This is a genomic window from Pseudomonas sp. GL-RE-29 (assembly GCF_019947275.1).
In the GTDB taxonomy this organism is placed as follows: Bacteria; Pseudomonadota; Gammaproteobacteria; order Pseudomonadales; family Pseudomonadaceae; genus Aquipseudomonas; species Aquipseudomonas fluorescens_A.
Map to the genome: position 1 here is coordinate 18,921 of NZ_JAGYGD010000046.1, position 22,391 is coordinate 41,311.

A 22,391-nucleotide genomic window follows, 5' to 3' on the forward strand; every position below is an offset into this window, starting at 1 on the left:
GAGTTACTCCCCTTTGCCGCCAGACGCTTTATCAGCTGCCTGAGCGGGGGCCGGGTTCTTTGCGGCTACGTTGGTCGCCTCGCTTGGCTTGACTTCGATGCCAGGTTTGACGAACTGCAGACCTTCGGTGATCAGGCGATCGCCGGCCTTCAGGCCGTCTTCGATCAGCCATTGATTGCCGACGGTACGGTTAGCCTTGAGCTGACGCAGTTCGACCTTGTTGTCCGGGCCGACGACCAGAGCGGTCGGCGTGCCTTTGAGGTCGCGGGTCACGCCTTGCTGCGGCGCGAGGATCGCGGCGCTGTTCACGCCGGCCTGCAACTGGGCGTGTACGAACATGCCTGGCAACAGAGTGTGATCAGGGTTCGGGAACACGGCGCGCAAGGTTACGGAACCAGTGGTCTGGTCAACCGAGACTTCGGAGAACTCCAGCTTGCCTTCCAGCTTGTACTGGCTGCCGTCTTCGAGGGTCAGTTTGACTTTCGCAGCGTTGTCGCCGGCCTTTTGCAGGCGACCGCTTTCCAGTTCGCGGCGCAGCTGCAGTAGCTCGACCGAGGATTGGGTGACGTCGACGTAGATCGGGTCCAGTTGCTGGATCACCGCCATCGCTTCAGTCTGGCCGTTGCTGACCAGCGCCCCTTCGGTCACCGAAGAACGACCGATACGACCGGTCAATGGCGCGTAGACCTTGGTGTAGCGCACGTTGATCTGGGCCGATTGCAGCGCGGCTTCCGATTGCAAGCGGTTGGCCACGGCGGTGTCGTATTCCTGGCGGCTCACAGCCTGTTCGTTGACCAGTTGCTGGTAGCGGTCGGAGATCGACTTGGTCGAACGCAGGTTGGCTTCGGCGCTTTTCAGCGTAGCGTCATAGACCGACGGGTCGATCTGATACAGCTGCTGGCCGGCTTTGACATCGCCGCCTTCCTTGAACAGACGCTTGAGGATGATGCCGTTCACTTGCGGGCGAACTTCGGCAATGCGGAACGCACTGGTGCGACCCGGCAGCTCGGACGTCAGGGTGAAGGATTGTGGTTGCAGGGTAACGACGCCGACCTGAGGCGGTGGTGCGGCCGGAGCGGCCTCTTCCTTTTTACATCCGCTGAGCAGTGATGCCAGGGCGACGGCGGCGACCAGAGCGGTAACAGCTGGCTTGAGTTGCATGAAAATCCTCGGGTCAGGCGCGCAAAACACGCACAAGAAAACATGGAAGGTTAAAAAATGTATGCCGGGTGGATAAGTAGCTTGCTAAGGAATATACTTACATTCACGGCTGTTTGTAAAGACCTTGACCCTGTATCCGCGCCGTTACAGACGCCGTTGAAAGGTTGGAATTGTAGGCCCGGGGACGAGACCCAAGAGCGCTCGCCCCACTTTTATTCAGCTGATGTTCAGACATCGCTGAGGCATCCTGATTGAGGTTGTACTGCCATGGTCCGTCGCACCAAAGAGGAAGCTCAAGAAACCCGCAACCAGATACTCGAAGCGGCCGAAAAAGCCTTTTTTGAAAGGGGCGTGGCGCGCACGACCCTGGCGGACATCGCGACCCTGGCCGGCGTTACGCGCGGGGCCATCTATTGGCATTTCAGCAACAAGGCGGATTTGGTGCAGGCCATGCTGGATAGCTTGCAAGAGCCCCTTGATGAACTGGCCAAAGCCGCGGAGAGCGAAGACGAGCTCGATCCATTGGGCTGCATGCGCCGGCTGCTGATTCATTTGTTTCATGAAGTTGCGCTGGACCCCAAGACCCGGCGCATCAACGAGATTCTGTTCCATAAGTGCGAATTCACCGATGAAATGTGCGACCTGCGTCAGCAGCGTCGTGCGGCCAGCCTCGAATGCAACTCGCGCATCGGCCTGACCCTGCGTAATGCCGTCAATCGTGGGCAGCTGCCGGAAGACCTCGACACCGCCCGTGCCGCCATCAGCATTCATGCCTGGATCGACGGCCTGCTGTACCAGTGGTTGCTCGCACCGGACAGCTTCCAGCTGCACACCGAGGCCGAGCGTTGGGTCGATATCGCGCTGGACATGCTGCGTTTGAGTCCCAGCCTGCGAAAGTGAAACAAGATGCTTAATCGGTTCCGCGTGTGTCAACCGTTGTGGCCGTGGATGAACAGTTCTTCACGCGCTCTACGGCAGAGGGGTGCTTTTATATACGCCCGCTCGCCGGGTTGACAGAGAGTTTGCGCAGTAATTTGTAGGAATTTTGTGTTTCGCCGAATATTGCCCGGCCCCTGTAGGAGCTGCCGAAGGCTGCGATCTTTTGATCTTGCTTTCAAAAAACAAAGTCAAAAGATCGCAGCCTTCGGCAGCTCCTACAGTGTCAAGCCGCGATATTCAGATAGAAAATTATCGCTACGACTTGGCTTGCTTGCCTTTACGATCAGGCCCTCGATCCAGCTCCTTCGCCACATCATCGATCACCGTTTTGCTCATCGCCGTCAGGTAATGCGCGGCCCAGGCGTGGCGGTCGGTGTCTTTGGCGTAGGCAGCGTCGAGAGTGAGTTCCTTGGCGAGGAACAGCAGGTTGGAGGCTTGGGCTAACGCTTCGGCGAGAGGCACGCCGCGGCTGACGTGAAACAGCGCCTGGTCTGAGCAGAAGATGAAAGGGGTGAAGCCGATGGTTTTGAGTTCTGAAGGTGAGGGCGGATTGGTTTTGCTCATGGTGTAACTCCTAAGCTTGAGGAGCCGCCACGTTCGTTTCCAAGCGAATGGGTTGCAGCTGTGCGCAGGTTGGAAAACCGGGAGCAAAGGAAAACCGGCACGTCCGAAGACGTCCCACGCACAGCCGCCATGACACAGAATTGCAGCCGTAAAACGACTGCGCTCATGTTGGGCACGTTGTTGCAATTTGCTCGACGGGTTTCCAAGCCCGATCGCTGAATGGTCAGCGACGTCCGGAGACTATCCCGTCAAACAAAAGCGCAACAAGGCATCAAAGTGCCCAAACGCAAGATTCGGAGTTTGCCTACAAGGTCCTACGGCGTCATCCGATATTGCGGTTTCGCAATTAAACGAAATGCAAAAGCCCCGGCTCTTTCGAGTCGGGGCTTTTGCATTTCTACAGGCAGCGCTTACAGCGTCGGGTAGTCGATGTAGCCGACCGGGCCTTTGCCGTAGAAGGTTTCCGGATGAGCCTCGTTCAGCGGCGCATCAGCCTTCAAGCGTGCCGGCAGATCCGGGTTGGCAATGAACGGTACGCCGAAGGCTACCGCGTCAGCCTTGCCAGCGGCCAGCCAGGCGTTGGCGCTGTCCTTGGTGAAGCGTTCGTTGATGATGTACGGGCCGCCGAAGGCTTCCTTGATTTGTGGGCCGAGGCTGTCGGTGCCTTCTTTTTCGCGCGAGCAGATGAACGCGATGCCACGCTTGCCCAGTTCGCGAGCGACGTAGGTGAAGGTTTCGGCGAGGTTGTCGTCGCCCATGTCATGGGAATCGGCACGCGGTGCCAGGTGCACACCGACGCGGCCGGCGCCCCAGACTTCGATAGCGGCGTCGGTCACTTCCAGCAGCAGGCGCGCACGGTTTTCCAGGGAGCCGCCGTAGTGATCGGTGCGCTGGTTGGTGCTGCTTTGCAGGAACTGGTCGAGCAGGTAGCCGTTGGCGCCGTGGATTTCCACGCCGTCGAAACCGGCGGCCTTGGCGTTTTCGGCACCGGTGCGGTAAGCGTCGACGATGTCGGCGATTTCAGCGGTTTCCAGGGCGCGCGGGGTTGGGTAGTCAGACAACGGGCGAACCAGGCTGACATGACCTTTCGGCTGGATGGCGCTCGGTGCGACCGGAGCTTCACCATTCAAGTACAACGAGTGCGAAACCCGGCCGACGTGCCACAGTTGCAGGAAGATCTTGCCACCCGCGCCGTGGATCGCCTTGGTCACGTTGGACCAGCCACGCACCTGATCGTTGGACCAGATACCCGGGGTGTCCGGGTAGCCCACGCCCATCGGCGTGACCGAAGTGGCCTCGCTGAGGATCAGGCCAGCGGAGGCGCGTTGTACGTAGTATTCGGCCATCAGCGCGTTCGGCACACGGCCTTCGTCAGCGCGGCAGCGGGTCAGCGGCGCCATGATGATGCGGTTGGACAGTTCCAGGTCGCCCAGTTTGATCGGATCGAAAATCGTCGTCATTTAATTGCTCTCTTTTGAAGATCAGTTAGTAGCAGGAGCCAGTTCGGGATTGCCGTTCTGACGGAAAGTAATCAGGGTCACCACCAGGGCGAGTACGGCCAGTGCGGCAGCCGCGAGGGGCACGCTGGTCAGGCCGAAGCCGTGGGCGATGACGCTGCCGCCAACCCAGGCGCCCAGGGCGTTACCGACGTTGAAGGCGCCGATGTTCAGGGTCGAGACCAGGTTCGGTGCAGCCTTGCCGTAGGTCACCACGTTGACTTGCAGGGCAGGCACGGCGGCGAAACACGCGGTGGCCCAGAGGAACAGGGTGATTTCGGTCGGGATCAGCGCGACGCTGGTCCAGGTCAGCACGGTGGAGACCACCGCCATGGCGATGAAGACGCCGATCAGTGTGGCGGCCAGGCCTTTGTCAGCCAGTTTGCCGCCGATGATGTTGCCGACGGTCAGGCCCAGGCCGATGAGCATCAGGGTCCAGGTCACGCCACGGGGCGAGACGCCAGTCACTTCGCCCAGCAGTGGCGCGACGTAGGTAAAGAGGGTGAACACCGACGCGGCGAACAACGCGGTCATGCTCAGGGACAGCCAGATACCGGCGCCTTTGAGGGCGCGCAGTTCGGCGCGCATGTCGAGTTTTTCTTCATCGCGCTTGGCTGGCAGGAAGCGGATCAGGCCGATCAGCGCGATCACACCGATCACGGTCACCGCCCAGAAGGTCGAGCGCCAGCCGGCTTGTTGACCAAGTGCGGTGCCCAGTGGCACGCCGAGGACGTTGGCCAGGGTCAGGCCGGTGAACATCAGGGCCACGGCCGAAGCGCGTTTGTTGGCCGGCACCAGGCCGGCGGCTACGACTGAACCGATACCGAAGAACGCGCCGTGACACAGGGCTGTGACCACGCGGGCAAACATCAACACGTTGTAGTCGCTGGCCACGGCGCAGAGCAGGTTGCCGATAATGAAAATGCCCATCAACGCGATCAGCGCAGCCTTGCGCGGCAGTCTGGCGGTGGCCAGTGCCATGAATGGCGCGCCGATGGCCACGCCCAAGGCGTAACCGGTCACCAGCCAGCCAGCGCCGGGGATCGACACACCGAGGTCGGCCGCCACATCGGGCAGCAAGCCCATGATGACGAATTCGGTGGTGCCGATGGCGAAGGCGCTCAAGGCCAATATGAGTAGCGAGAGGGGCATTGGTAATTCCTTTTGGCTGGCTGACGTGAAGGGTCAGAGCTCTTTACTGAAGATTTTGAGGAACTCCTGGATGGTTTCCTCATTGCGTTTGAAAAAGTGCCACTGGCCGACTTTGCGGCTGCTGATCAGGCCGGCGCGTTGCAGGGTGGCCAGGTGCGCGGATACCGTGGACTGCGACAGTCCGCAACGTTGATCGATCTGCCCGGCACAAACGCCGTGCTCGTTGCTGTGGGACTGGTCTGGAAATTCGACGTCCGGGTTTTTGAGCCAGTGCAGGATTTCTCGCCGTACCGGGTGTGCCAGGGCTTTTATTATTTCGTCGAGTTCAAGGTTCATGATTAGGGGCTCGTGATCAGTAAAACGCTATATCGCGATGAAGCGAAATTTAAATCGTTATTTCGCGATATACAAATATGATTTTGCTCTGATGACCGAGCAAATCGGTATATCGGGTTATAACGATACATTGGCGGCAATGCTAAGCTGCGCGGATGAACTATCTCGCACATCTTCATCTCGGTGGCCAGCGTCCCGGTCAATTGCTCGGCAGCCTGTATGGCGATTTCGTCAAGGGACGGCTGCAAGGGCAGTTCGATCCGGAGATCGAAGCGGCTATCCAGCTGCATCGCAGCATCGACGTGTTCACCGACCGCCATCCGTTGGTGGATGTCTCGCTGTCGCGGTTTTCCCTGACGCGCCGGCGCTACGCCGGGATCGTCCTCGACGTGTTTTTCGACCATTGCCTGGCGCGGGACTGGGCGCTGTACGCGGATCGGCCGCTGGAGCTGTTCACATCGGATGTGTATCGGGTGTTGTCCAGCGAACGGCAGTTGCCCGAGCGCCTGGCGAAGATCGCGCCGCACATGGTGGCCAATGACTGGTTGGGTTCTTACCGCGAGTTCGAAGTGCTGGAGCAGGTGCTGCGGGGGATTTCGCGGCGCTTGACCAAGCCTGAGGAACTGGCGGCAGCGATGCAGGAGTTGCGGGTTTTGTATGAGCCGTTGAGCGAGGATTTCCGGTTGTTCTATCCGCAGCTCCAGGATTTTGCGCAGAACCATCCAACAACATAGATCACTGTGGGAGCTGGCTTGCCAGCGATAAGTCCGGATCATCCAACATCTACATTGGCTGACCCACCGCTATCGCTGGCAAGCCAGCTCCTACAGGGAGTCTGTGTTCAGGCCGCGATAGCGGGGCGCATCGGTGCTCGCTGAGGTTCAACCACAGCCCCAAACAATGCCTTCTGCACCGCTTGCTGCGCTTCGAACGCCAGCGCCGCGCGCTCGCGACCTTCGCAAGCGATCGGCTTGAGCAGGTGAATCTCCACACCGCCACGATCATTGGCAAACAAGCGCATCAGGTGCGAGAGCAAGTCGTCATCGCCAATGAATGGCGCCAGCGTATCGAGTTCACCGTCACGCACATATCGAATCGCCACCGGTTGCAGCGCCACTTCGGAATCAATCGCTGCCGACAGTAAACGGCCATGAAAAGTGCGCAACGAACGGCCATCGGTGGTGGTGCCTTCCGGGAACATCAGCAGGGGATGTTCTTGTTGCAGATGGCGGGTCATCTGTTTGCGGATCAACTGGCTGTCGCCCGAGCCGCGACGGATAAACAGGCTACCGGCCTTGGCCGCCAACCAGCCCGCGACCGGCCAGGTGCGCACTTCAGCCTTGGACAGGAACGACAAAGGCGTGAGCATTCCCAGCAGCGGAATATCAGTCCATGACACATGGTTGCTGACCCACAGCATCGGCGCTTTCGGCAACTGACCATGCACCGTCACGTCGAAGGGCAGGGCGTTACTCAAGCGTGCCATGAAAAAACGCGACCAGCGCTGGCGACGTTCCATCGAATGGGCCAGCCCCAGGCGCTCGAACACACCGAACACGGTGGCCATGCTCAGGCCGAGCCCGACCACCAGCAATACCCGTGCGATTCGCGCGTACACGCGCAGGCGACCCATTACACCGCCGCCTTGAAGTGTTTGGCGTAGCGCGGGCAAAGCTCATCGCGCTTGAGCAGGATGAACACGTCGGCGACCTGGAAATCTTCGTCCCAGCACGGCTCGCCGCAGATCTTCGCGCCCAGGCGCATGTAGGCCTTGAGCAGCGGCGGCATTTCGGCGATTACGTTCGACGGGATATCCAGGGTCGGCAGCGGCTTTTTCGGCTCGGCCCGCAGGTGTTCGGTGCACAGGTAGCGTTCGCGCAGACGCTGCATGATCGCGTGGGCCTGAATGCCGCCGTCCTGCATCGGAATGCTCGCGCAACCCATCAAATAGCTGTAGCCGCCCTGGTTCAGCACCTCGGCCAGTTCGCCCCACAGCACGGCGATGGTGCCGCCGTTGCGGTAGGCCGGGTCGACGCAGGTGCGACCGATTTCCAGGATCGGGCCTTGCAGATGCACCAGGCCATGCAGGCTGAATTCTTCTTCGCTGTAGAACTTGCCGAGGCTGCTGGCGGCGGTGTGGTCGAGCAAGCGGGTGGTCGCCACCAGACGCCCGGTGTTGAGGTCCCGCACGCCGATGTGGGCGCAGTGGACGTCATAGTCATCCATGTCCAGACCCAGTTCCGCGCCTTTCAGCTTGGCATTGAACTCGCCGCTGAACACGTTGAAGCGCAAGGCCTGGGCTTCCTGCAAGGCCTCGGCGCCCACCAGGCGTTCGGCTTGCAGGCGGCGTTCGTTGCCGGTGTCGCTGATTCGGGCGATCTGAGTCATGGCGATTCTCCGTGCGGGCTGCTCACCCGTCTTGGGTTACAGCGGATCGACTTTCTTTATCCAGCCTTGTTGTGCAAAGTCAGGCTATGTAGCGCCGGTGTCATCGCCATGAACCTTTGGTGATGCTTATATGACAGCCCACAAGGAGCCTCTTATGCCCTGGCAAAACCTGTTGAACCGTCGCGAGCGCCTTCCCGCCAACCCGGACCTGGGCGAAGGCTTCGCGACGTTGTTGCACCAATTGGGCACGGTCACGCCGTTTGAATTGGCGGTGGCCGGTGCGCGGATGATGGCGACACCGGGCCTGGCGTTTCTGGTGGGCTATCAGGCCGCGTTGCGCATGCTGTGGCCGAGCGCGCCGCTGAGCCTCGGCGCGTTGTGCGCCACCGAACAACGCAGCCTGCGAGTGGCGGACATGCAGACCCGTCTGCACGATTTGCGCTTGAGCGGGCGCAAGGATTTCGTCACCGCGGGCGATGCCGCCGACTGGCTGTTGATCGCGGCACGCAGTGAAACTCCCGGCGACGATCCGCGCCTGAGCCTGGCAGTGGTCTATCCCGGAGAAGCGGGTGTGCGGGTGGAAAAACTCCCGGCGATCCCGTTGATGCCGGACATCAGCCATGGCCGCTTGTTTCTGGACAACGCGCTGTGCGAGTTGCTGGCGGGAGATGGCTGGGACGCGTACGTCAAACCGTTCCGCACTCTGGAAGATGTCTATGTGTTGAGCGCCATGACCGCGTGGCTGTATGGCGTCGGTCAGGACAGCGACTGGCGGCAAGACCTACAGTTGCGCTTGCTGGCGTTGCTGGCCGGTTGTGCGGAAGTCAGCCGACAGGCGCCGAACAATCCGGCGGGGCATGTGTTGCTCGGTGGGTTATTTGCGCAGTTCGACGGGCTCAAGGGTGAGATCAACGAAGCGCTGGCCGAGGGCCCGTTGGAGTGGGCGGCGATGTGGCAACGGGATCAGGCGGTGATGGATTTGGCGGCGGGGGCGCGAGCTAAACGTCTTGCCAAAGCATTGGCGGCGATCTGACGGGCCTCATCGCTGGCAAGCCAGCTCCCACAGGGACTTCAGGTGAATGAAATATTGTGTACGACGCAGATCCTGTGTGAGCTGGCAAGCCAGCTCCCACAGGGACTTCAGGTGAATGGAATATTGTGAACGATTCGGATCTTGTGTGAGCTGGCAAGCCAGCTTCCACAGGGACTTCAGGTGAATGAAATATTGTGTACGACGCAAATCCTGTGTGAGCTGGCAAGCCAGCTCCCACAGGGACTTCAGGTGAATGGAATATTGTGAACGACTCGGATCTTGTGTGAGCTGGCAAGCCAGCTTCCACAGGGACTTCAGGTGAATGAAATATTGTGTGCGACGCAGATCTTGTGGGAGCTGGCTTGCCAGCGATGACGGCCTCATTGACAGCACAGATCCCGGAACTGTCATCAACCTCGGCTAGGCTCAGCAGGTTTATCCCCAAGAGCACCCACCATGGCCAAAGGCTTGTCGCTGTTTTTTTTGCTGCTGATCAGTGTCTCGGCGCATGCCGAGAACTGGCCTGGGCAACAGTGGCCGACCGGCCCGACCATTACAGGCCCGGCGCTTCAGGCGCTTGAGGGCTACGCCTTTCCATCGCGCAACGACACCACCCGTCAAGGCATCCGCACCGATGCCTTGTTGGTGATCCGCGACGGTCAATTGATCTACGAACGCTACGCCGGGCCGACCACCGCTGAAACCCCGCACCTCACGTGGTCCATCAGCAAAAGCCTGATGGCCACGGTTCTCGGTGTGGCCTATGGCGAAGGCCGGTTCAAGCTTCAGGATCCAGTGGCCAAATTTTACCCGGCACTGAACAAACATCCGGACATGACCATGGCCGACCTGCTGCACTGGGCCTCCGGTCTCGACTGGCAGGAAGACTACGAATACGCGCCGTTGAAGTCGTCGGTGGTGGCCATGCTCTACACCCGTGGTCACTCGGACATGGCGGCGTTCACTGCCGATCACGACACCTACGCGGCACCGGGAAAAGCGTTTCGCTATTCCAGCGGCGACAGCAATCTGTTGTCCGCCACACTGAAAACCATCGTTGGCCCGGATCGTTACGCGGACTATCCGTGGACCGCGCTGTTCGAGCCGCTGGGCATTCGCCGGGCGATCTGGGAAACCGATGCCACGGGGACTTTCGTTGCCTCGTCCTATGCCTACCTCACCGCCCGGGATCTGGCACGTATCGGTCTGTTGATGGCGCGGGACGGTCGCTGGGGCGACAAACAACTGCTGCCCAAAGACTGGATCGCCTTCAATCGCGAGCCCTTCGCTCACTACCGCGCCCATCAGGATGAGGCGGTGCCCGGCGGTCACTGGTGGCTCAATCGTGCTGTAGATAGCGCTGCGCAACCCTGGCCCGATGCGCCCACCGACACCTTCGCCGCGCTGGGTCATTGGGGCCAGGCGATGTATGTGATCCCCAGCGAAAACCTGGTGATCGTGCGCTACGGCGATGACCGCGACGGCAGCTACCGGCACAACGAACTGCTCAAGCTCGCGCTCAAGGCCTTCACCGGGAAGGCGCAGCCATGAGCGGTTTCATCAGGCGTCGACCGATCAGTTCATTGTTGTTGGTCCTGCTGTTCGTCTTACTTGGCTGGATCTGGCACGAGCGGGTGGCGCTGTGGGCGTTCCCCGACATCATCAGCGCCTACACCGCCAAGGAATATTGCTCGTGCCGTTACGTGATGAACAATGACGCCGAGTATTGCCGTGGCTACGTCAGACAGTGGCTACCCACTAGTGCATTCACCGATGACACCGCCAGCAAGCACATCACCGTCAGCGGCATGGGCCGCAGCAACAGCGCCGCCTGGATCGGCGAACACCAAGGCTGCCGCCTATCGCCCTGATCGCATCGACGCCTTTGTGGCGAGGGAGCTTGCTCCCGCTCGGCTGCGCAGCAGTCGCAAAGTCAGCGACGCGGTGAATCAGACACGCCGCGGTTGCCGGTTTTGGCGCTGCTTCGCAGCGCAGCGGGAGCAAGCTCCCTCGCCACAAGGGGCCGCCAGTGAGATCGACGGCCATCAGGTTCCACACCGTGGAACCACATTCGATTGTCCTCGCGCGCGACTCGCGGTTATCTGGCGGTGAGCGCGACCTGCCTTTGATGTGTCGCGAAATCAAAACGAACAAAAAGAACGGGAATTCACCCGGCCCGAGGACAATCGTCATGACCCGACATCAGCACATTCTCGCCTGGCTCAACGACGTGGCCAGCGACTTGCACGCCACCCGACAGGACATCCACGCCCACCCGGAACTCGGCTTCGAGGAAAACCGCACCTCGGCGCTGGTGGCCAAATCGCTCGAAGCGTGGGGTTACGAAGTGCACACCGGCATCGGCAAGACCGGTGTGGTCGGCGTCCTGCGCAATGGCAGCAGCCCGCGCAAACTCGGGATACGCGCGGACATGGACGCGCTACCGATCATCGAAAATACCGGCGCCGCTTATAGCAGCCAGCATCAGGGCTGCATGCACGCCTGTGGGCACGACGGCCACACCACAATGTTGTTGGGCGCGGCGCGGTACCTGGCGGCAACCCGGCAGTTCGACGGCACCCTGACCCTGATTTTCCAACCGGCCGAAGAAGGCCAGGGCGGTGCCGAAGCAATGCTTGCCGATGGTCTGCTCGAACGTTTTCCCTGCGATGCATTGTTCGGCATGCACAACATGCCGGGCTTGCCGGCGGGGCACTTGGGCTTTCGTGAAGGGCCGATGATGGCCTCGCAGGATTTGCTCACCGTCACCATTGAAGGCGTCGGCGGCCACGGTTCGATGCCGCATCTGGCGGTCGACCCGCTGGTGGCGGCGGCGAGCGTGGTGATGGCGTTGCAGACCGTGGTCGCGCGCAACATCGATGCGCAGCAGGCGGCGGTAGTGACGGTCGGCGCATTGCAGGCCGGGGAGGCAGCCAACGTGATTCCACAACAGGCAATCCTGCGCCTGAGCCTGCGTGCATTGAACGCCCAAGTGCGTGAACAAACCCTCGACCGCGTGCGCGCAATCATCGAATCGCAAGCCCAAAGTTTCGGTTGCAGCTCACGTATCGAACATCGCCCCGCCTACCCGGTGCTGGTCAACCATGCCGCCGAAACCGAGTTCGCCCGTCAGGTCGGTGTCGAATTGGTGGGCGCCGACGCGGTAGACGGCAACACCCCCAAACTCATGGGCAGCGAAGACTTCGCCTGGATGCTGCAACGCTGCCCCGGTGCTTACCTTTTCATCGGCAACGGCGTGTCGCGGCCGATGGTGCACAACCCCGCGTACGACTTCAACGACGACATTCTCCTGACCGGCGCGGCGTACTGGGGCGCGCTGACCGAGAGCTGGCTCAAGCCGGCCTGACCTCCTCACTTTCTACTGCCGCTGGACCGGGCACGCGCTGTCGTGCCCGTCATCACCCAATAGGTTTTTGGAGAGTTCCCCATGCAGACTTCGAGCACTGGCGTTTCGCGTACCCGGCAAGTGGTCGCCGCCGTTATCGGCAATGCGCTGGAATGGTATGACTTCATCGTTTACGGCTTTCTGGCGAGCATCATCGCCCGGCAATTTTTCCCGTCTGAAGACGAATACGCATCGCTGCTGATGGCGCTGGCGACCTTCGGCGTTGGCTTCTTCATGCGCCCGGTGGGCGGCATTCTGTTGGGCATGTACTCGGACCGCAAAGGCCGCAAGGCAGCGATGCAGATGATCATCCGCCTGATGACCGTGTCTATCGCATTGATCGCCTTCGCGCCGAACTACGCCGCGATCGGCATGGGCGCACCGTTGCTGATCGTGGTTGCACGCATGCTCCAGGGCTTCGCCACGGGCGGCGAATACGCCAGCGCCACGGCGTTCCTGGTGGAGAGTGCGCCCGCGCATCGCAAGGGTTTGTACGGCTCGTGGCAATTGGTCGGGCAGTGCCTGGCGGTGTTTGCCGGGGCGGGGATGGTGGCGCTGTTCACTCACCTGCTGACGCCTGAGGCGCTGGACAGCTGGGGCTGGCGGATTCCGTTCATGATCGGCTTGCTGATTGGCCCGGTAGGTCTGTGGATTCGCAAGCATATGGAAGAGCCGGAAGAGTTTCTCGAAGCGCGTAAACAGGCCAAAGGCGAGAGCCCGAGCCTGATGCAAGTGATCCGCGAACATCGCCGCGCCATTCTGGTGTCGATGGGCCTTGCGTGTGGTGCGACCGTGTCGTTCTACGTGGTGCTGGTGAACATGCCGACGTTCGCCCACAAGAATCTGGGCCTGCCGCTGGATCAGGTGTTGCTGGTGCAGATGCTGGCCGTGGCGGTGATGACTGTGATCATTCCACTGTCCGGTGCTCTGTCGGATCGACTGGGCCGACGCCCGGTATTGATGGCCTTCACCCTGGCGTTTTTCGTGATGGTGTATCCGCTTTACGTGTGGGTCGCGGCAGCACCTTCCATCGAGCGCTTGCTGGTGATGCAACTGTTGCTGTGCAGCGCGATTGGCGGCTTTTTCGGCCCGGCACCGACCGCGCTGGCCGAGCAGTTTCCGATTGAAGTGCGTTCTACCGGCGTGTCGGTGGCGTACAACGTCGCGGTGATGGTCTTCGGCGGTTTTGCGCCGCTGATCGTGACTTGGTTGAGCAAAGTGTTGGCCACGCCGGTAGCGCCATCGTTCTATGTATTGTTCGCTTGCCTGCTGACGCTGTTGGGCACTTACTGCATGCAGGAAGCACCACGGGCAAAGCGATCCGTTGCACTTAACCTTGGGGTGAAACCTTGAGCATGAATCCGATTGTTGAAATGGACGCCGATGCGCTGTCCCGGGCCATCCACGGGCGGCAGGTGTCTTGCCGCGAAGTGATGCAGGCGTATCTGGCGCAGATCGAACGCTTCAACCCGCAGGTCAATGCGCTGGTGTCGCTGCGGCCTGCCGAAGAATTGCTGGCTGAAGCCGACGCCTGCGACCGACAACTGGACCAGGGCCAGTCCCGTGGCTGGATGCACGGCATGCCGCAAGCGGTGAAAGACTTGGCCGCGACCGCGGGTTTGCGCACGACCATGGGCTCGCCGCTGTTCGCCGAGCAAGTACCGCAGCACGACGCGATCAGCGTGGCGCGGGTTCGCGATTGCGGCGCGATCATTATCGGCAAGAGCAACGTGCCGGAGTTCGGCCTCGGTTCGCAGACTTACAACAGTGTGTTCGGCACCACCACCAATGCCTACGATCCGACGTTGGCCGCTGGCGGCAGCAGCGGCGGGGCGGCGGTGGCGCTGGCGTTGCGCATGCTGCCGGTAGCCGATGGCAGCGACATGATGGGCTCGCTGCGCAACCCGGCGGCCTTCAACAACGTCTTCGGGTTTCGCCCGTCCCAGGGCCGCGTGCCTCACGGTCCGCAGCCGGAGGTGTTTGTCCAGCAACTGGCTACTGAAGGGCCGATGGGCCGCACGGTTACCGATGTCGCACGGCTGCTCGGCACGCAGACCGGTTACGACCCGCGCGTGCCGTTGTCGCTGACTCAAGACCCGGCAATTTTCCATCAGTCGCTGGCGCAGGATTTCAGCGAGGTTCGCGTGGGTTGGTTGGGCGACTACAACGGTTACCTGCCGATGGACCCGGGTGTGATGAGCCTGTGCGAATCGGCGTTGCAGGACTTCGCGGCGCTGGGGTGCAAGGTCGAAGCCTGCCAGCCGGATTTCTCCATGGAGCGTCTGTGGCAGAGCTGGCTGACGCACCGCCATTGGCTGGTGCAAGGCAGCCTTGGCGCGTTGTATGCCGATCCGAAAAAACGCGAGCGACTCAAACCCGAAGCCCAATGGGAAATCGAGGGCGGATTGCGTTTGACGGCGGCGGATGTCTATCAGGCCTCGCTCAGCCGCAGCGAGTGGTACCGCGCCTTGAGCGAGTTGTTCGAACGTTACGATTTCCTGCTGTTGCCCACCGCCCAAGTGTTCCCTTTTGATGCACAAACCCCGTGGCCGCGCGTCGTCGCCGGGCAAAGCATGGACACTTATCACCGCTGGATGGAAGTGGTCATCGGGCCGACCCTGGCCGGTCTGCCGAGCATGAACGTGCCGGTGGGTTTCAACCCGGCGGGATTGCCTATGGGCCTGCAAATCATTGGCCCGGCCCAGGCTGACTTCGCAGTATTGCAACTGGCGTATGCCCATGAACAATTGACCCAGTGGGTCAAACGCCGGCCGCCCGGCTGTCTGCAAAATGCCTGAGCGCGCCGGACGGGCGCGCATTTTGCTGTACTTTGACGGTCATCCATTTCGGGCACAGGGAGATCGAATACATGGACAGCAAGGCAGAAACCGGCAGCGTACGTTCGGTGGAGCGCGCCCTGGCGATCGTCGAGTTGCTGGGCGAGCATCAGGCGTTGGGCCTGGAGCAATTGCACTACCTGACCAGCCTGCCCAAGGCCACGGTGTCGCGCATGTTGCTGACCTTGCAGGAGCAGGGCTGGATCTATCGCGGCTTGAGCGACCGGCGTTACCGCTTGTGCGCCAAGCGCTTGTTTGGCGACAGCCAGCAGCGTTTTAAAAGGCGCCTGGTGGAAAACGCCGCGCCGCTGTTGCTGGAGCTGAGTGAACGCACCGGGTTGGTGGTCGACCTGTCGTGCTTTGATGGCGAGCGGATCGAGGTCATGGAAAGTGCCATCCCCACGGTGCTGCGCAAGCGTTATCCGAACAATTGCCAGATCGTCGGCCAGCATGCCAGCCTGTTTCATTCGGCCATGGGCCGGGCGTGCCTCGGTGAGCTGGAAAGTCATGAAGTCGAACGTTTGGCCAATCGTGAGCGGTTGAACGACGAATCGCTGTTCAACACCACGGAACAGGCGTTGCACCAAGGTTTCGGCCAGCGCACCGAAGGCTACTGGGAATATCCGGTGCGTTTACCCTTTCTGATTCGCGCGGTGGCCTTGCCGATCCGCACCGACGGCCGACTGATTGGCAGCATGGCGCTGCACTGGCCGATGGATCAGGCGCCGGTGGAACGGGTGCTGAGCCTGCACCTCAACAGCCTGGCCGCGACCATTGGTGATGTGCAGCAGGCGATGGCGTAATTCAGTGAGTAGCAGGTTCTTTGTGGCGAGGGAGCTTGTCGGAACGCCGCACCGTCCCGCTCGACTGCGCAGCAGTCGCAAAACCAGAGTAAGCGTTCAACCTGAAACACCCGGATCGCCGTTTTTGGGAGCGCTTCGCACTCCAGCGGGAGCAAGCTCCCTCGCCACAAAGGTCGGTGCAGGCGATCAGGCTGCTTGCATTGTTCTGAAGGGCAGTTAAGGTTCAGCACAGGTTTATCTGCCCCAACGAGTCTCTATGTTCCAGCGGTCCATCATCAAAACCCTCTCCCTCCTGCTGTTGGCCGGCGCGTCGTTGTCGGCCAATGCGGATTGGTATCTGGACGGCGAGTCCTCGCGGCTGTCGTTCGTCAGCACCAAAAACGCCAATATCTCCGAAGTGCAGCGCTTTTTGGTGTTGCACGGCAAAGTCGATCCCAGCGGCAAGGCCGAAGTGGAAGTCGAGCTGGAATCGATCAACAGCGGCATTCCCTTGCGCGACGAACGCATGCGCAAGGAGCTGTTCGAGGTCCAGACCTTTGCCGAAGCGCTGGTGACCACGCAGATCGATCTGCGCCCGATCAACGACCTCGCCCCCGGTGCGCAACTGGAGTTACGCCTGCCGCTGACCGTCGATCTGCATGGCAAGCAACACACCTATAACGCCGAACTGCTGGCCACTCGCCTGGATGACCGGCGTTTCCAAGTGGTGACTCTGGAACCCGTGGTGATCAATGCCGAAGACTTCGAGCTGGCGCCCGGCCTGGAAACGCTGCGCAAGGTCGCCGGTCTGTCGGCCATCAGTCTGTCGGTGCCGGTGAGTGCGGTGCTGATTTTCACGGCGCGCTGACATGGCTGGCGCGATTTTTCCCTGGCGTGAAGGCAACAGCTTCGAACTGCTGATCGACGGCCCGCAGTTTTTCCCGCGCATGCTGGTGGCGATTGCCCGCGCCGAAGAACAGGTCGAACTGGAGCTGTATCTGGTGGAGGCGGGTACCTGCGCCGAGGCCATGGTTCAGGCGTTGGTCCAGGCTGCCGAGCGCGGCGTTCGGGTGCGCTGCCTGTTCGATGATTACGGCAGCCTCGCGCTCACTCTGGCCCTGCGACAGCGATTGACGGCGGCGGGGGTGGAGCTGCGTTTCTACAATCGCCTGAACTGGCGGCGCTGGGTGGGTAACTTCTACCGCGATCACCGCAAGTTGTTGCTGGTCGATCAGAGCATGGCAGTGGTCGGCGGCACCGGTGTCACCGATGAATTCTGGACGCCGGGTGAAGACGTCAGCGAGTGGCACGAAGTGATGGTGGAAATCACCGGCCCGTTGGTGCTCGACTGGCAACTGCTGTTCGACCGCCAATGGATCGCCAACCGCCACCGGCGTGCCTGGAAACCCGCTTCGCATTTCGGCTTGCCGCGTCTGCCCCGCGTACCTTCAACCGGCGAGGGCATGGGCCGCGTTGCCTATGCCGACGCCCGCCAGCACCGGGACATTCTGCAATCGCTGATTCGTGCCTTGAACAGCGGACACCAGCGAATTTGGCTGGCGACCCCGTATTTCCTGCCGACCTGGAAAGTCCGCCGCTCGCTGCGCCGGGCTGCTGCCCGTGGCGTCGATGTGCGCCTGCTGCTGACCGGACCGCGCACCGATCACCCTTCAGTGCGCTACGCCGGGCATCGCTATTACCCGCGACTGCTCAAGTCCGGGGTGAAGATATTCGAATACCAGCCGTGTTTCCTGCATCTGAAAATGGTGCTGATCGATGACTGGGTGAGCATCGGCTCGTGCAATTTCGATCACTGGAATTTGCGCTTCAACCTCGAAGCCAACCTCGAAGCGCTGGACCCCGGACTGACCCGGGACGTGGTAGCGAGTTTCGAGAAGGACTTCACGCTCAGCCAGGAAGTCAGCCTCGAGGCATGGCAACGCCGACCGCTGTGGCGACGGGTCAAGCAGCGGGTATGGGGATGGGTGGATCGGCTGGTGGTGAATCTGCTGGATCGGCGGGGTTGATCCCGAACTCCTGAACACCCACAAACCACTGTGGGAGCTGGCTTGCCAGCGATGAGGCCATAACATCCAACATCGTCGCTGGATGTTACGCGATGCCCTTGTAGGAGCTGGCTTGCCAGCGATGGGGCCATAACGATCCAACATCGTCGCTGGATGTTACGCGATGCCCTTGTAGGAGCTGGCTTGCCAGCGATGGGGCCATAACATTCAACATCTTCGTTGGATATTAAACCGCCATCGCTGGCAAGCCAGCTCCTACAGAGGGTCGTGGTGTTTCGGGTTACAGCAACTCAAAACTCTGCTGCGTCACGTCCTGTGAGTCCAGGCCGATCTGCACATTGAACTTGCCCGGTTCCGCCGCGTACTTGAGCTGGGTGTTGTAGAACTTCAGGTCGTCCTCGGTGATGGTGAAGTGCACGACTTTCTGTTCGCCGGCCTTGAGCATCACTTTCTGGAAGTTCTTCAGTTCCTTGAGCGGACGAATCATCGAGCCGGTCACGTCCTGGATGTACAACTGCACCACGGTTTCGCCGTCACGCTTGCCGGTGTTTTTCACCGTGACGCTGGCGTCGAGCTTGCCGGTCTTGTTCAGCGTGGTCGACGACAGGGCCATGTCGCTCAGGTTGAAATCGGTGTAGCTCAGGCCGAAACCAAACGGGAACAGCGGGCCGGTGGTGTCATCGAAATATTGCGAGGTGTAGTTGCCCGGTTTGCCCGGGGTGAACGGCCGGCCGATGCTCAGGTGGTTGTAGTAGGTCGGAATCTGGCCGACCGAGCGCGGGAAGGTGATCGGCAGTTTGCCCGACGGGTTGTAGTCGCCGAACAGCACGTCGGCGATGGCATTGCCGCCCTCGGTGCCGCTGAACCAGGTTTCCAGGATCGCGTCGGCCTGTTCCTTCTCTTCGAGAATCGACAGCGGACGGCCGTTCATCAACACCAGCACCAGCGGTTTGCCGGTGGCTTTCAAGGCGCGGATCAGCTCACGCTGGTTTTCCGGGATGTTCAGCTCGGTGCGGCTCGACGATTCGTGGGACATGCCACGGGATTCGCCGACAGCGGCGACCACCACGTCAGCGTCCTTGGCGGCTTTTACCGCTTCGTCGATCAGCACATTGGCTGGACGCGGATCATCCACCACTTCCGGGGCATCGAAGTTGAGGAAGTTCAGGTAATCGAGCACTTTTTTGTCGCTGGTGATGTTCGCGCCACGGGCGTAGATCAGCGTCGATTGCGCACCGAGGGCGGTGGTCATGCCGTCGAACAGGGTGACCGATTGAGCAGGGCGACCGGCGGCGGCCCAACTGCCCATCATGTCGATCGGCGCCTTGGCCAACGGACCGACTAGCGCAATTTTCGTGGTTTTCTTCAGCGGCAGGGTTTCGTTCTGGTTTTTCAGCAGCACCAGGCTGCGACGCGCGACGTCGCGGGCCTCGGCGCGGTGCAGGCGGCTGTCGGCGTAGGTGTCGGCCGGATCATCCTCAGCCTTGCCGATGCGCAGGTACGGGTTTTTGAACAGGCCCATGTCGTACTTGGCGTCGAGCACCGCACGCACAGCGTTGTCGATGTCGCTCTGCTGGATCTCGCCAGCCTTCAACAACCCCGGCAGTTCTTTGCCGTAAAGGGTGTCGTTCATGCTCATGTGAATGCCGGCCTTGATTGCCAGCTTCGCCGCTTCACGGCCATCGCGGGCGACGCCGTGTTTGATCAGCTCGAAAATCGCCCCGTGGTCGCTGACGGCCAGGCCCTTGAAGCCCCAATCCTTGCGCAACAGGTCATTCATCAGCCAGGTGTTGGCAGTGGCCGGCACACCGTTGATCGAATTCAGCGCAACCATTACGCCGCCAGCGCCGGCGTCAATCGCGGCGCGGTACGGCGGCAGGTAGTCCTGGTACATCTTGACCGGGCTCATGTCGACCACGTTGTAGTCGCGACCGCCCTCGACCGCGCCGTACAAGGCGAAGTGTTTGACGCTGGCCATGATGCTGTCAGCCGCGTTGGCGCCAGCACCCTGGAATGCCTTGACCATCACGCCGGCAATGCGCGACACCAGGTAGGTGTCTTCGCCGAAGCCTTCGGAAGTACGGCCCCAACGCGGGTCGCGGGAGATGTCGACCATCGGTGCGAAGGTGATGTCGAGGCTGTCAGCTGCGGCTTCCTTGGCGGCGATGCGCCCCGACAGGCCGATGGCGTCCATGTCCCAGCTCGACGCCAGGGCCAGCGGGATCGGAAAAATGGTGCGGTGACCGTGGATCACGTCGTAGGCGAAGAACATCGGGATCTTCAAGCGGCTGCGCATGGCCGCGTCCTGCATCGGACGGTTTTCCGGGCGGGTGATCGAGTTGAACGTACCACCGATGTTGCCTGCGGCGATTTCCTTGCGGATCAGCTCCCGGGGCATTTCCGGGCCGATGCTGATCAGGCGCAACTGGCCGATTTTTTCATCGAGGGTCATTTGCTTCATCAGGTTGCTGACGAAGGCGTCCTTGTTTTCCAGAGGTGCGGGCGTCGTGGCGGCCAATACGTTATGACTGGCCAGGCTGACGAGCAGGCCCAGCAAACACAGCTTCTTCATGAATAGTTTTCTCAAGGGCCCAAACGGCGATGTACACGCCGGCCAGCCAAAATTTAGGGAGCGACTATTGTTGTTCGGGTACCGGTTCAAAAAATGCCGGATGCGGTTTTTTGCGCAGGGCATCTTTTAGCCCATTTGCCCCGACGCAATCCAGTGCCGCGCCGATTATGCCCGAAGAGCCGGCCGAGAGGGTCGCCGGTTGTTTTTTCCATGAAATGTGAAGGGAGCATCACTCTGATGAATGTAAGACAGACCTATCGGTCGAGCCTGCAAGTCGCCACATTGCTCGTGCTGGCGACGTTGCTGACCGCTTGCGGCATCAACAACATCCCGACCCTCGATGAGCAGGCCAAGGCGGCCTGGGGTCAGGTGCAGAACCAGTATCAGCGCCGTGCCGACCTGATTCCCAACCTGGTGGAAACGGTCAAGGGCTATGCGGCCCATGAAAAAGAAACCCTGACCGCCGTGATCGAGGCCCGGGCCAAGGCCACCTCGATACAGGTCGACGCCTCCACTCTGGATAACCCTGAAAAGCTCAAGCAGTACCAGCAGGCCCAGGATCAGCTCAGCGGTGCCTTGAGTCGCTTGATGGTGGTGTCCGAGCGCTATCCGGACCTGAAGGCCAACCAGAACTTCCTCGCCCTGCAATCCCAGCTGGAAGGCACCGAGAACCGGATCAGCGTGGCCCGGCGCGATTTCATCCTCGCGGTGCAGAAGTACAACACCGAGATCCGCACGTTTCCCGGACGCCTGTGGCACAGCGTGATGTACAGCAACCTGCCGGTGCGCGAGACCTTCGAAGCCACACCGGGGTCGGAAAAGCCGCCCGAGGTGAAATTCTGAATCCAACGTCCTTTGATGTCGGATAAACATCCCTGTAGGAGCTGCCGCAGGCTGCGATCTTTTGATCTTGATCTTTTCGGAACAGTTAAAGATCAAAAGATCGCAGCCTGCGGCAGCTCCTACAGGGGGGTAGATGTGTAATAGAGGTAGCCAATGCGAGCGTTGAAAACAGGCCTGATGCTGTGGCTCTGGGTGTTTGCCCTGGCGGCCCAGGCTGAATTGAAATTTCCGGAGCTGACCGGGCGGGTGGTGGATAACGCCCAGATGATCGAGCCCGCAGTGCGCGAGCAACTCACGCAGCAGCTCCAGGCCCATGAAAAAACCACCGGCGAGCAACTGGTGGTGGTCACGCTCGCGGACCTGCAGGGCACCGACATTGCCGACTTCGGCTATCAACTGGGGCGCTACTGGGGTATCGGGCAGAAGGACAAGAACAACGGCGCTCTGTTGATCGTCGCGCGCGATGAGCGCAAATTGCGCATCGAAGTCGGCTATGGCCTGGAAGATCGCCTGACCGATGCGCAGAGTTCGGTGATCATCAATCAGGTGATCACCCCGGCGTTCAAGGCTGGCAACTACAGCAAAGGCATCAGCGACGGTGTCGCGGCGATGCTGGTGGTGCTGGGTGGTAATCCCTTGGATGAACCGTCCACGGTGTATGACTCCGGCAGCAATCAGGAAAGCGATTTCCTTTCGCGGCATCCGGGCTTGTTCGTGTTTCTGGTGATGTTGTTCATCCTGACGATTTTCATCTGCCAGATGCTCGGTATCCTGCCCAGCGGCGGGGGTGGTGGTCGAGGCAGCTCGGGCGGTGGTTTCGGCGGTGGAGGTTTTGGTGGCAGCAGTGGCGGGGGC

At 60.9% G+C, this 22,391-nt stretch carries 21 protein-coding genes; 13 read left to right on the forward strand and 8 right to left on the reverse strand.

The genetic code is table 11. The annotated features are described in order from the left end of the window. Nucleotides 1-3 precede the first annotated feature (3 nt). Nucleotides 4-1,161, reverse strand: coding sequence for an efflux RND transporter periplasmic adaptor subunit EmhA (gene emhA, locus KGB21_RS26810; RefSeq protein WP_034146723.1), 1,158 nt, complete (start codon nt 1,159-1,161; stop codon nt 4-6). 267 nt (nt 1,162-1,428) lie between these two features. Here emhA and emhR point away from each other — a divergent pair, with 267 nt between their 5' ends. Further along, the gene (gene emhR, locus KGB21_RS26815) at nt 1,429-2,061 is read left to right on the forward strand and encodes an efflux system transcriptional repressor EmhR (RefSeq protein WP_223507231.1); all 633 of its coding nucleotides are present in this window, start codon (nt 1,429-1,431) and stop codon (nt 2,059-2,061) included. A gap of 294 nt (nt 2,062-2,355) precedes the next feature. On the opposite strand, the gene KGB21_RS26820 is transcribed toward emhR, so the two are convergent. The 4 genes from KGB21_RS26820 to KGB21_RS26835 all read right to left on the reverse strand — a co-directional run bounded on the left by KGB21_RS26820 (nt 2,356) and on the right by KGB21_RS26835 (nt 5,648). Further along, nucleotides 2,356-2,664: a DUF3077 domain-containing protein gene (locus KGB21_RS26820; RefSeq protein ID WP_223507232.1), complete on the reverse strand. Its 309-nt coding sequence runs from the start codon at nt 2,662-2,664 to the stop codon at nt 2,356-2,358. 410 nt (nt 2,665-3,074) lie between these two features. Further along, nucleotides 3,075-4,124: an alkene reductase gene (locus KGB21_RS26825; RefSeq protein WP_034146720.1), complete on the reverse strand. Its 1,050-nt coding sequence runs from the start codon at nt 4,122-4,124 to the stop codon at nt 3,075-3,077. Between the two features lie 21 nt (nt 4,125-4,145). Further along, nucleotides 4,146-5,312, reverse strand: a complete 1,167-nt coding sequence (locus KGB21_RS26830; protein ID WP_223507233.1) for an MFS transporter — start codon at nt 5,310-5,312, stop codon at nt 4,146-4,148. Nucleotides 5,313-5,345: 33 nt separating this feature from the next. Continuing rightward, entirely contained in the window at nt 5,346-5,648 is a 303-nt protein-coding gene (locus KGB21_RS26835; protein WP_034146718.1) for an ArsR/SmtB family transcription factor, read from the reverse strand. Between the two features lie 155 nt (nt 5,649-5,803). Here KGB21_RS26835 and KGB21_RS26840 point away from each other — a divergent pair, with 155 nt between their 5' ends. After that, nucleotides 5,804-6,382, forward strand: coding sequence for an ACP phosphodiesterase (locus KGB21_RS26840; RefSeq protein WP_223507234.1), 579 nt, complete (start codon nt 5,804-5,806; stop codon nt 6,380-6,382). A 107-nt stretch (nt 6,383-6,489) separates the two neighbouring features. Here the strand turns inward: KGB21_RS26840 and KGB21_RS26845 are convergent, their stop codons facing one another. After that, nucleotides 6,490-7,281 (reverse strand): lysophospholipid acyltransferase family protein, encoded by a 792-nt coding sequence (locus KGB21_RS26845; RefSeq protein ID WP_223507235.1) that lies wholly within the window; start codon nt 7,279-7,281, stop codon nt 6,490-6,492. Next, nucleotides 7,281-8,036, reverse strand: coding sequence for an L-ornithine N(alpha)-acyltransferase (gene olsB / locus KGB21_RS26850; protein ID WP_034146715.1), 756 nt, complete (start codon nt 8,034-8,036; stop codon nt 7,281-7,283). Before olsB ends, KGB21_RS26845 begins: the two co-directional genes overlap by 1 nt. 154 nt (nt 8,037-8,190) lie before the next feature. Here olsB and KGB21_RS26855 point away from each other — a divergent pair, with 154 nt between their 5' ends. The 9 genes from KGB21_RS26855 (at nt 8,191) to KGB21_RS26895 (ending at nt 18,121) form a co-directional block, all read left to right on the forward strand. Continuing rightward, entirely contained in the window at nt 8,191-9,069 is an 879-nt protein-coding gene (locus KGB21_RS26855) for an acyl-CoA dehydrogenase family protein (RefSeq protein WP_223507236.1), read from the forward strand. Nucleotides 9,070-9,525: 456 nt separating this feature from the next. Beyond that, the gene (locus KGB21_RS26860; RefSeq protein WP_223507237.1) at nt 9,526-10,620 is read left to right on the forward strand and encodes a serine hydrolase domain-containing protein; all 1,095 of its coding nucleotides are present in this window, start codon (nt 9,526-9,528) and stop codon (nt 10,618-10,620) included. Then, nucleotides 10,617-10,940: an amidase gene (locus KGB21_RS26865; RefSeq protein WP_223507238.1), complete on the forward strand. Its 324-nt coding sequence runs from the start codon at nt 10,617-10,619 to the stop codon at nt 10,938-10,940. Before KGB21_RS26860 ends, KGB21_RS26865 begins: the two co-directional genes overlap by 4 nt. A gap of 320 nt (nt 10,941-11,260) precedes the next feature. Next, a complete protein-coding gene (locus KGB21_RS26870; RefSeq protein WP_034151472.1) occupies nt 11,261-12,436 on the forward strand; it encodes a M20 aminoacylase family protein in 1,176 nt (391 codons plus the stop codon). Between the two features lie 81 nt (nt 12,437-12,517). Then, nucleotides 12,518-13,828, forward strand: coding sequence for a citrate-proton symporter (locus tag KGB21_RS26875; protein ID WP_223507239.1), 1,311 nt, complete (start codon nt 12,518-12,520; stop codon nt 13,826-13,828). Between the two features lie 2 nt (nt 13,829-13,830). Continuing rightward, nucleotides 13,831-15,273 carry an amidase gene (locus tag KGB21_RS26880; protein WP_034151474.1) on the forward strand — a complete coding sequence of 481 codons (1,443 nt, stop codon included), beginning with the start codon at nt 13,831-13,833 and terminating at the stop codon, nt 15,271-15,273. A 71-nt stretch (nt 15,274-15,344) separates the two neighbouring features. Beyond that, nucleotides 15,345-16,115 carry an IclR family transcriptional regulator gene (locus tag KGB21_RS26885; protein WP_034151475.1) on the forward strand — a complete coding sequence of 257 codons (771 nt, stop codon included), beginning with the start codon at nt 15,345-15,347 and terminating at the stop codon, nt 16,113-16,115. A 256-nt stretch (nt 16,116-16,371) separates the two neighbouring features. Further along, nucleotides 16,372-16,962, forward strand: a complete 591-nt coding sequence (locus KGB21_RS26890) for a YceI family protein (RefSeq protein WP_034151476.1) — start codon at nt 16,372-16,374, stop codon at nt 16,960-16,962. Between the two features lies 1 nt (nt 16,963). Further along, nucleotides 16,964-18,121, forward strand: a complete 1,158-nt coding sequence (locus tag KGB21_RS26895; protein ID WP_223507240.1) for a phospholipase D-like domain-containing protein — start codon at nt 16,964-16,966, stop codon at nt 18,119-18,121. A 280-nt stretch (nt 18,122-18,401) separates the two neighbouring features. Here the strand turns inward: KGB21_RS26895 and bglX are convergent, their stop codons facing one another. After that, complete coding sequence (gene bglX, locus KGB21_RS26900; RefSeq protein WP_223507241.1) at nt 18,402-20,693, reverse strand: beta-glucosidase BglX; 2,292 nt, start codon at nt 20,691-20,693, stop codon at nt 18,402-18,404. Between the two features lie 237 nt (nt 20,694-20,930). On the opposite strand from bglX, the gene KGB21_RS26905 reads away from it, so the two are divergent. Together KGB21_RS26905 and KGB21_RS26910 are read left to right on the forward strand one after the other, a co-directional pair. Further along, entirely contained in the window at nt 20,931-21,536 is a 606-nt protein-coding gene (locus tag KGB21_RS26905) for a LemA family protein (RefSeq protein WP_034151479.1), read from the forward strand. A 153-nt stretch (nt 21,537-21,689) separates the two neighbouring features. Beyond that, a partial coding sequence (locus KGB21_RS26910) for a TPM domain-containing protein (RefSeq protein ID WP_223507242.1) occupies nt 21,690-22,391 on the forward strand: 702 nt, incomplete at its 3' end.

What these genes read in the sequence shown, in the direction of transcription:
- emhR (WP_223507231.1), top strand. Translation starts at nt 1,429, where the DNA reads ATGGTCCGTCGCACCAAAGAGGAAGCTCAAGAAACCCGCAACCAGATA.
- KGB21_RS26880 (WP_034151474.1), top strand. Translation starts at nt 13,831, where the DNA reads ATGAATCCGATTGTTGAAATGGACGCCGATGCGCTGTCCCGGGCCATC.
- KGB21_RS26885 (WP_034151475.1), top strand. Translation starts at nt 15,345, where the DNA reads ATGGACAGCAAGGCAGAAACCGGCAGCGTACGTTCGGTGGAGCGCGCC.
- KGB21_RS26905 (WP_034151479.1), top strand. Translation starts at nt 20,931, where the DNA reads ATGAATGTAAGACAGACCTATCGGTCGAGCCTGCAAGTCGCCACATTG.
- KGB21_RS26865 (WP_223507238.1), top strand. Translation starts at nt 10,617, where the DNA reads ATGAGCGGTTTCATCAGGCGTCGACCGATCAGTTCATTGTTGTTGGTC.
- KGB21_RS26825 (WP_034146720.1), bottom strand. Translation starts at nt 4,124, where the DNA reads ATGACGACGATTTTCGATCCGATCAAACTGGGCGACCTGGAACTGTCC.
- KGB21_RS26855 (WP_223507236.1), top strand. Translation starts at nt 8,191, where the DNA reads ATGCCCTGGCAAAACCTGTTGAACCGTCGCGAGCGCCTTCCCGCCAAC.
- KGB21_RS26820 (WP_223507232.1), bottom strand. Translation starts at nt 2,664, where the DNA reads ATGAGCAAAACCAATCCGCCCTCACCTTCAGAACTCAAAACCATCGGC.
- KGB21_RS26895 (WP_223507240.1), top strand. Translation starts at nt 16,964, where the DNA reads ATGGCTGGCGCGATTTTTCCCTGGCGTGAAGGCAACAGCTTCGAACTG.
- KGB21_RS26845 (WP_223507235.1), bottom strand. Translation starts at nt 7,281, where the DNA reads ATGGGTCGCCTGCGCGTGTACGCGCGAATCGCACGGGTATTGCTGGTG.
- olsB (WP_034146715.1), bottom strand. Translation starts at nt 8,036, where the DNA reads ATGACTCAGATCGCCCGAATCAGCGACACCGGCAACGAACGCCGCCTG.
- KGB21_RS26835 (WP_034146718.1), bottom strand. Translation starts at nt 5,648, where the DNA reads ATGAACCTTGAACTCGACGAAATAATAAAAGCCCTGGCACACCCGGTA.
- KGB21_RS26875 (WP_223507239.1), top strand. Translation starts at nt 12,518, where the DNA reads ATGCAGACTTCGAGCACTGGCGTTTCGCGTACCCGGCAAGTGGTCGCC.
- KGB21_RS26840 (WP_223507234.1), top strand. Translation starts at nt 5,804, where the DNA reads ATGAACTATCTCGCACATCTTCATCTCGGTGGCCAGCGTCCCGGTCAA.
- KGB21_RS26890 (WP_034151476.1), top strand. Translation starts at nt 16,372, where the DNA reads ATGTTCCAGCGGTCCATCATCAAAACCCTCTCCCTCCTGCTGTTGGCC.
- KGB21_RS26860 (WP_223507237.1), top strand. Translation starts at nt 9,526, where the DNA reads ATGGCCAAAGGCTTGTCGCTGTTTTTTTTGCTGCTGATCAGTGTCTCG.
- emhA (WP_034146723.1), bottom strand. Translation starts at nt 1,161, where the DNA reads ATGCAACTCAAGCCAGCTGTTACCGCTCTGGTCGCCGCCGTCGCCCTG.
- bglX (WP_223507241.1), bottom strand. Translation starts at nt 20,693, where the DNA reads ATGAAGAAGCTGTGTTTGCTGGGCCTGCTCGTCAGCCTGGCCAGTCAT.
- KGB21_RS26830 (WP_223507233.1), bottom strand. Translation starts at nt 5,312, where the DNA reads ATGCCCCTCTCGCTACTCATATTGGCCTTGAGCGCCTTCGCCATCGGC.
- KGB21_RS26870 (WP_034151472.1), top strand. Translation starts at nt 11,261, where the DNA reads ATGACCCGACATCAGCACATTCTCGCCTGGCTCAACGACGTGGCCAGC.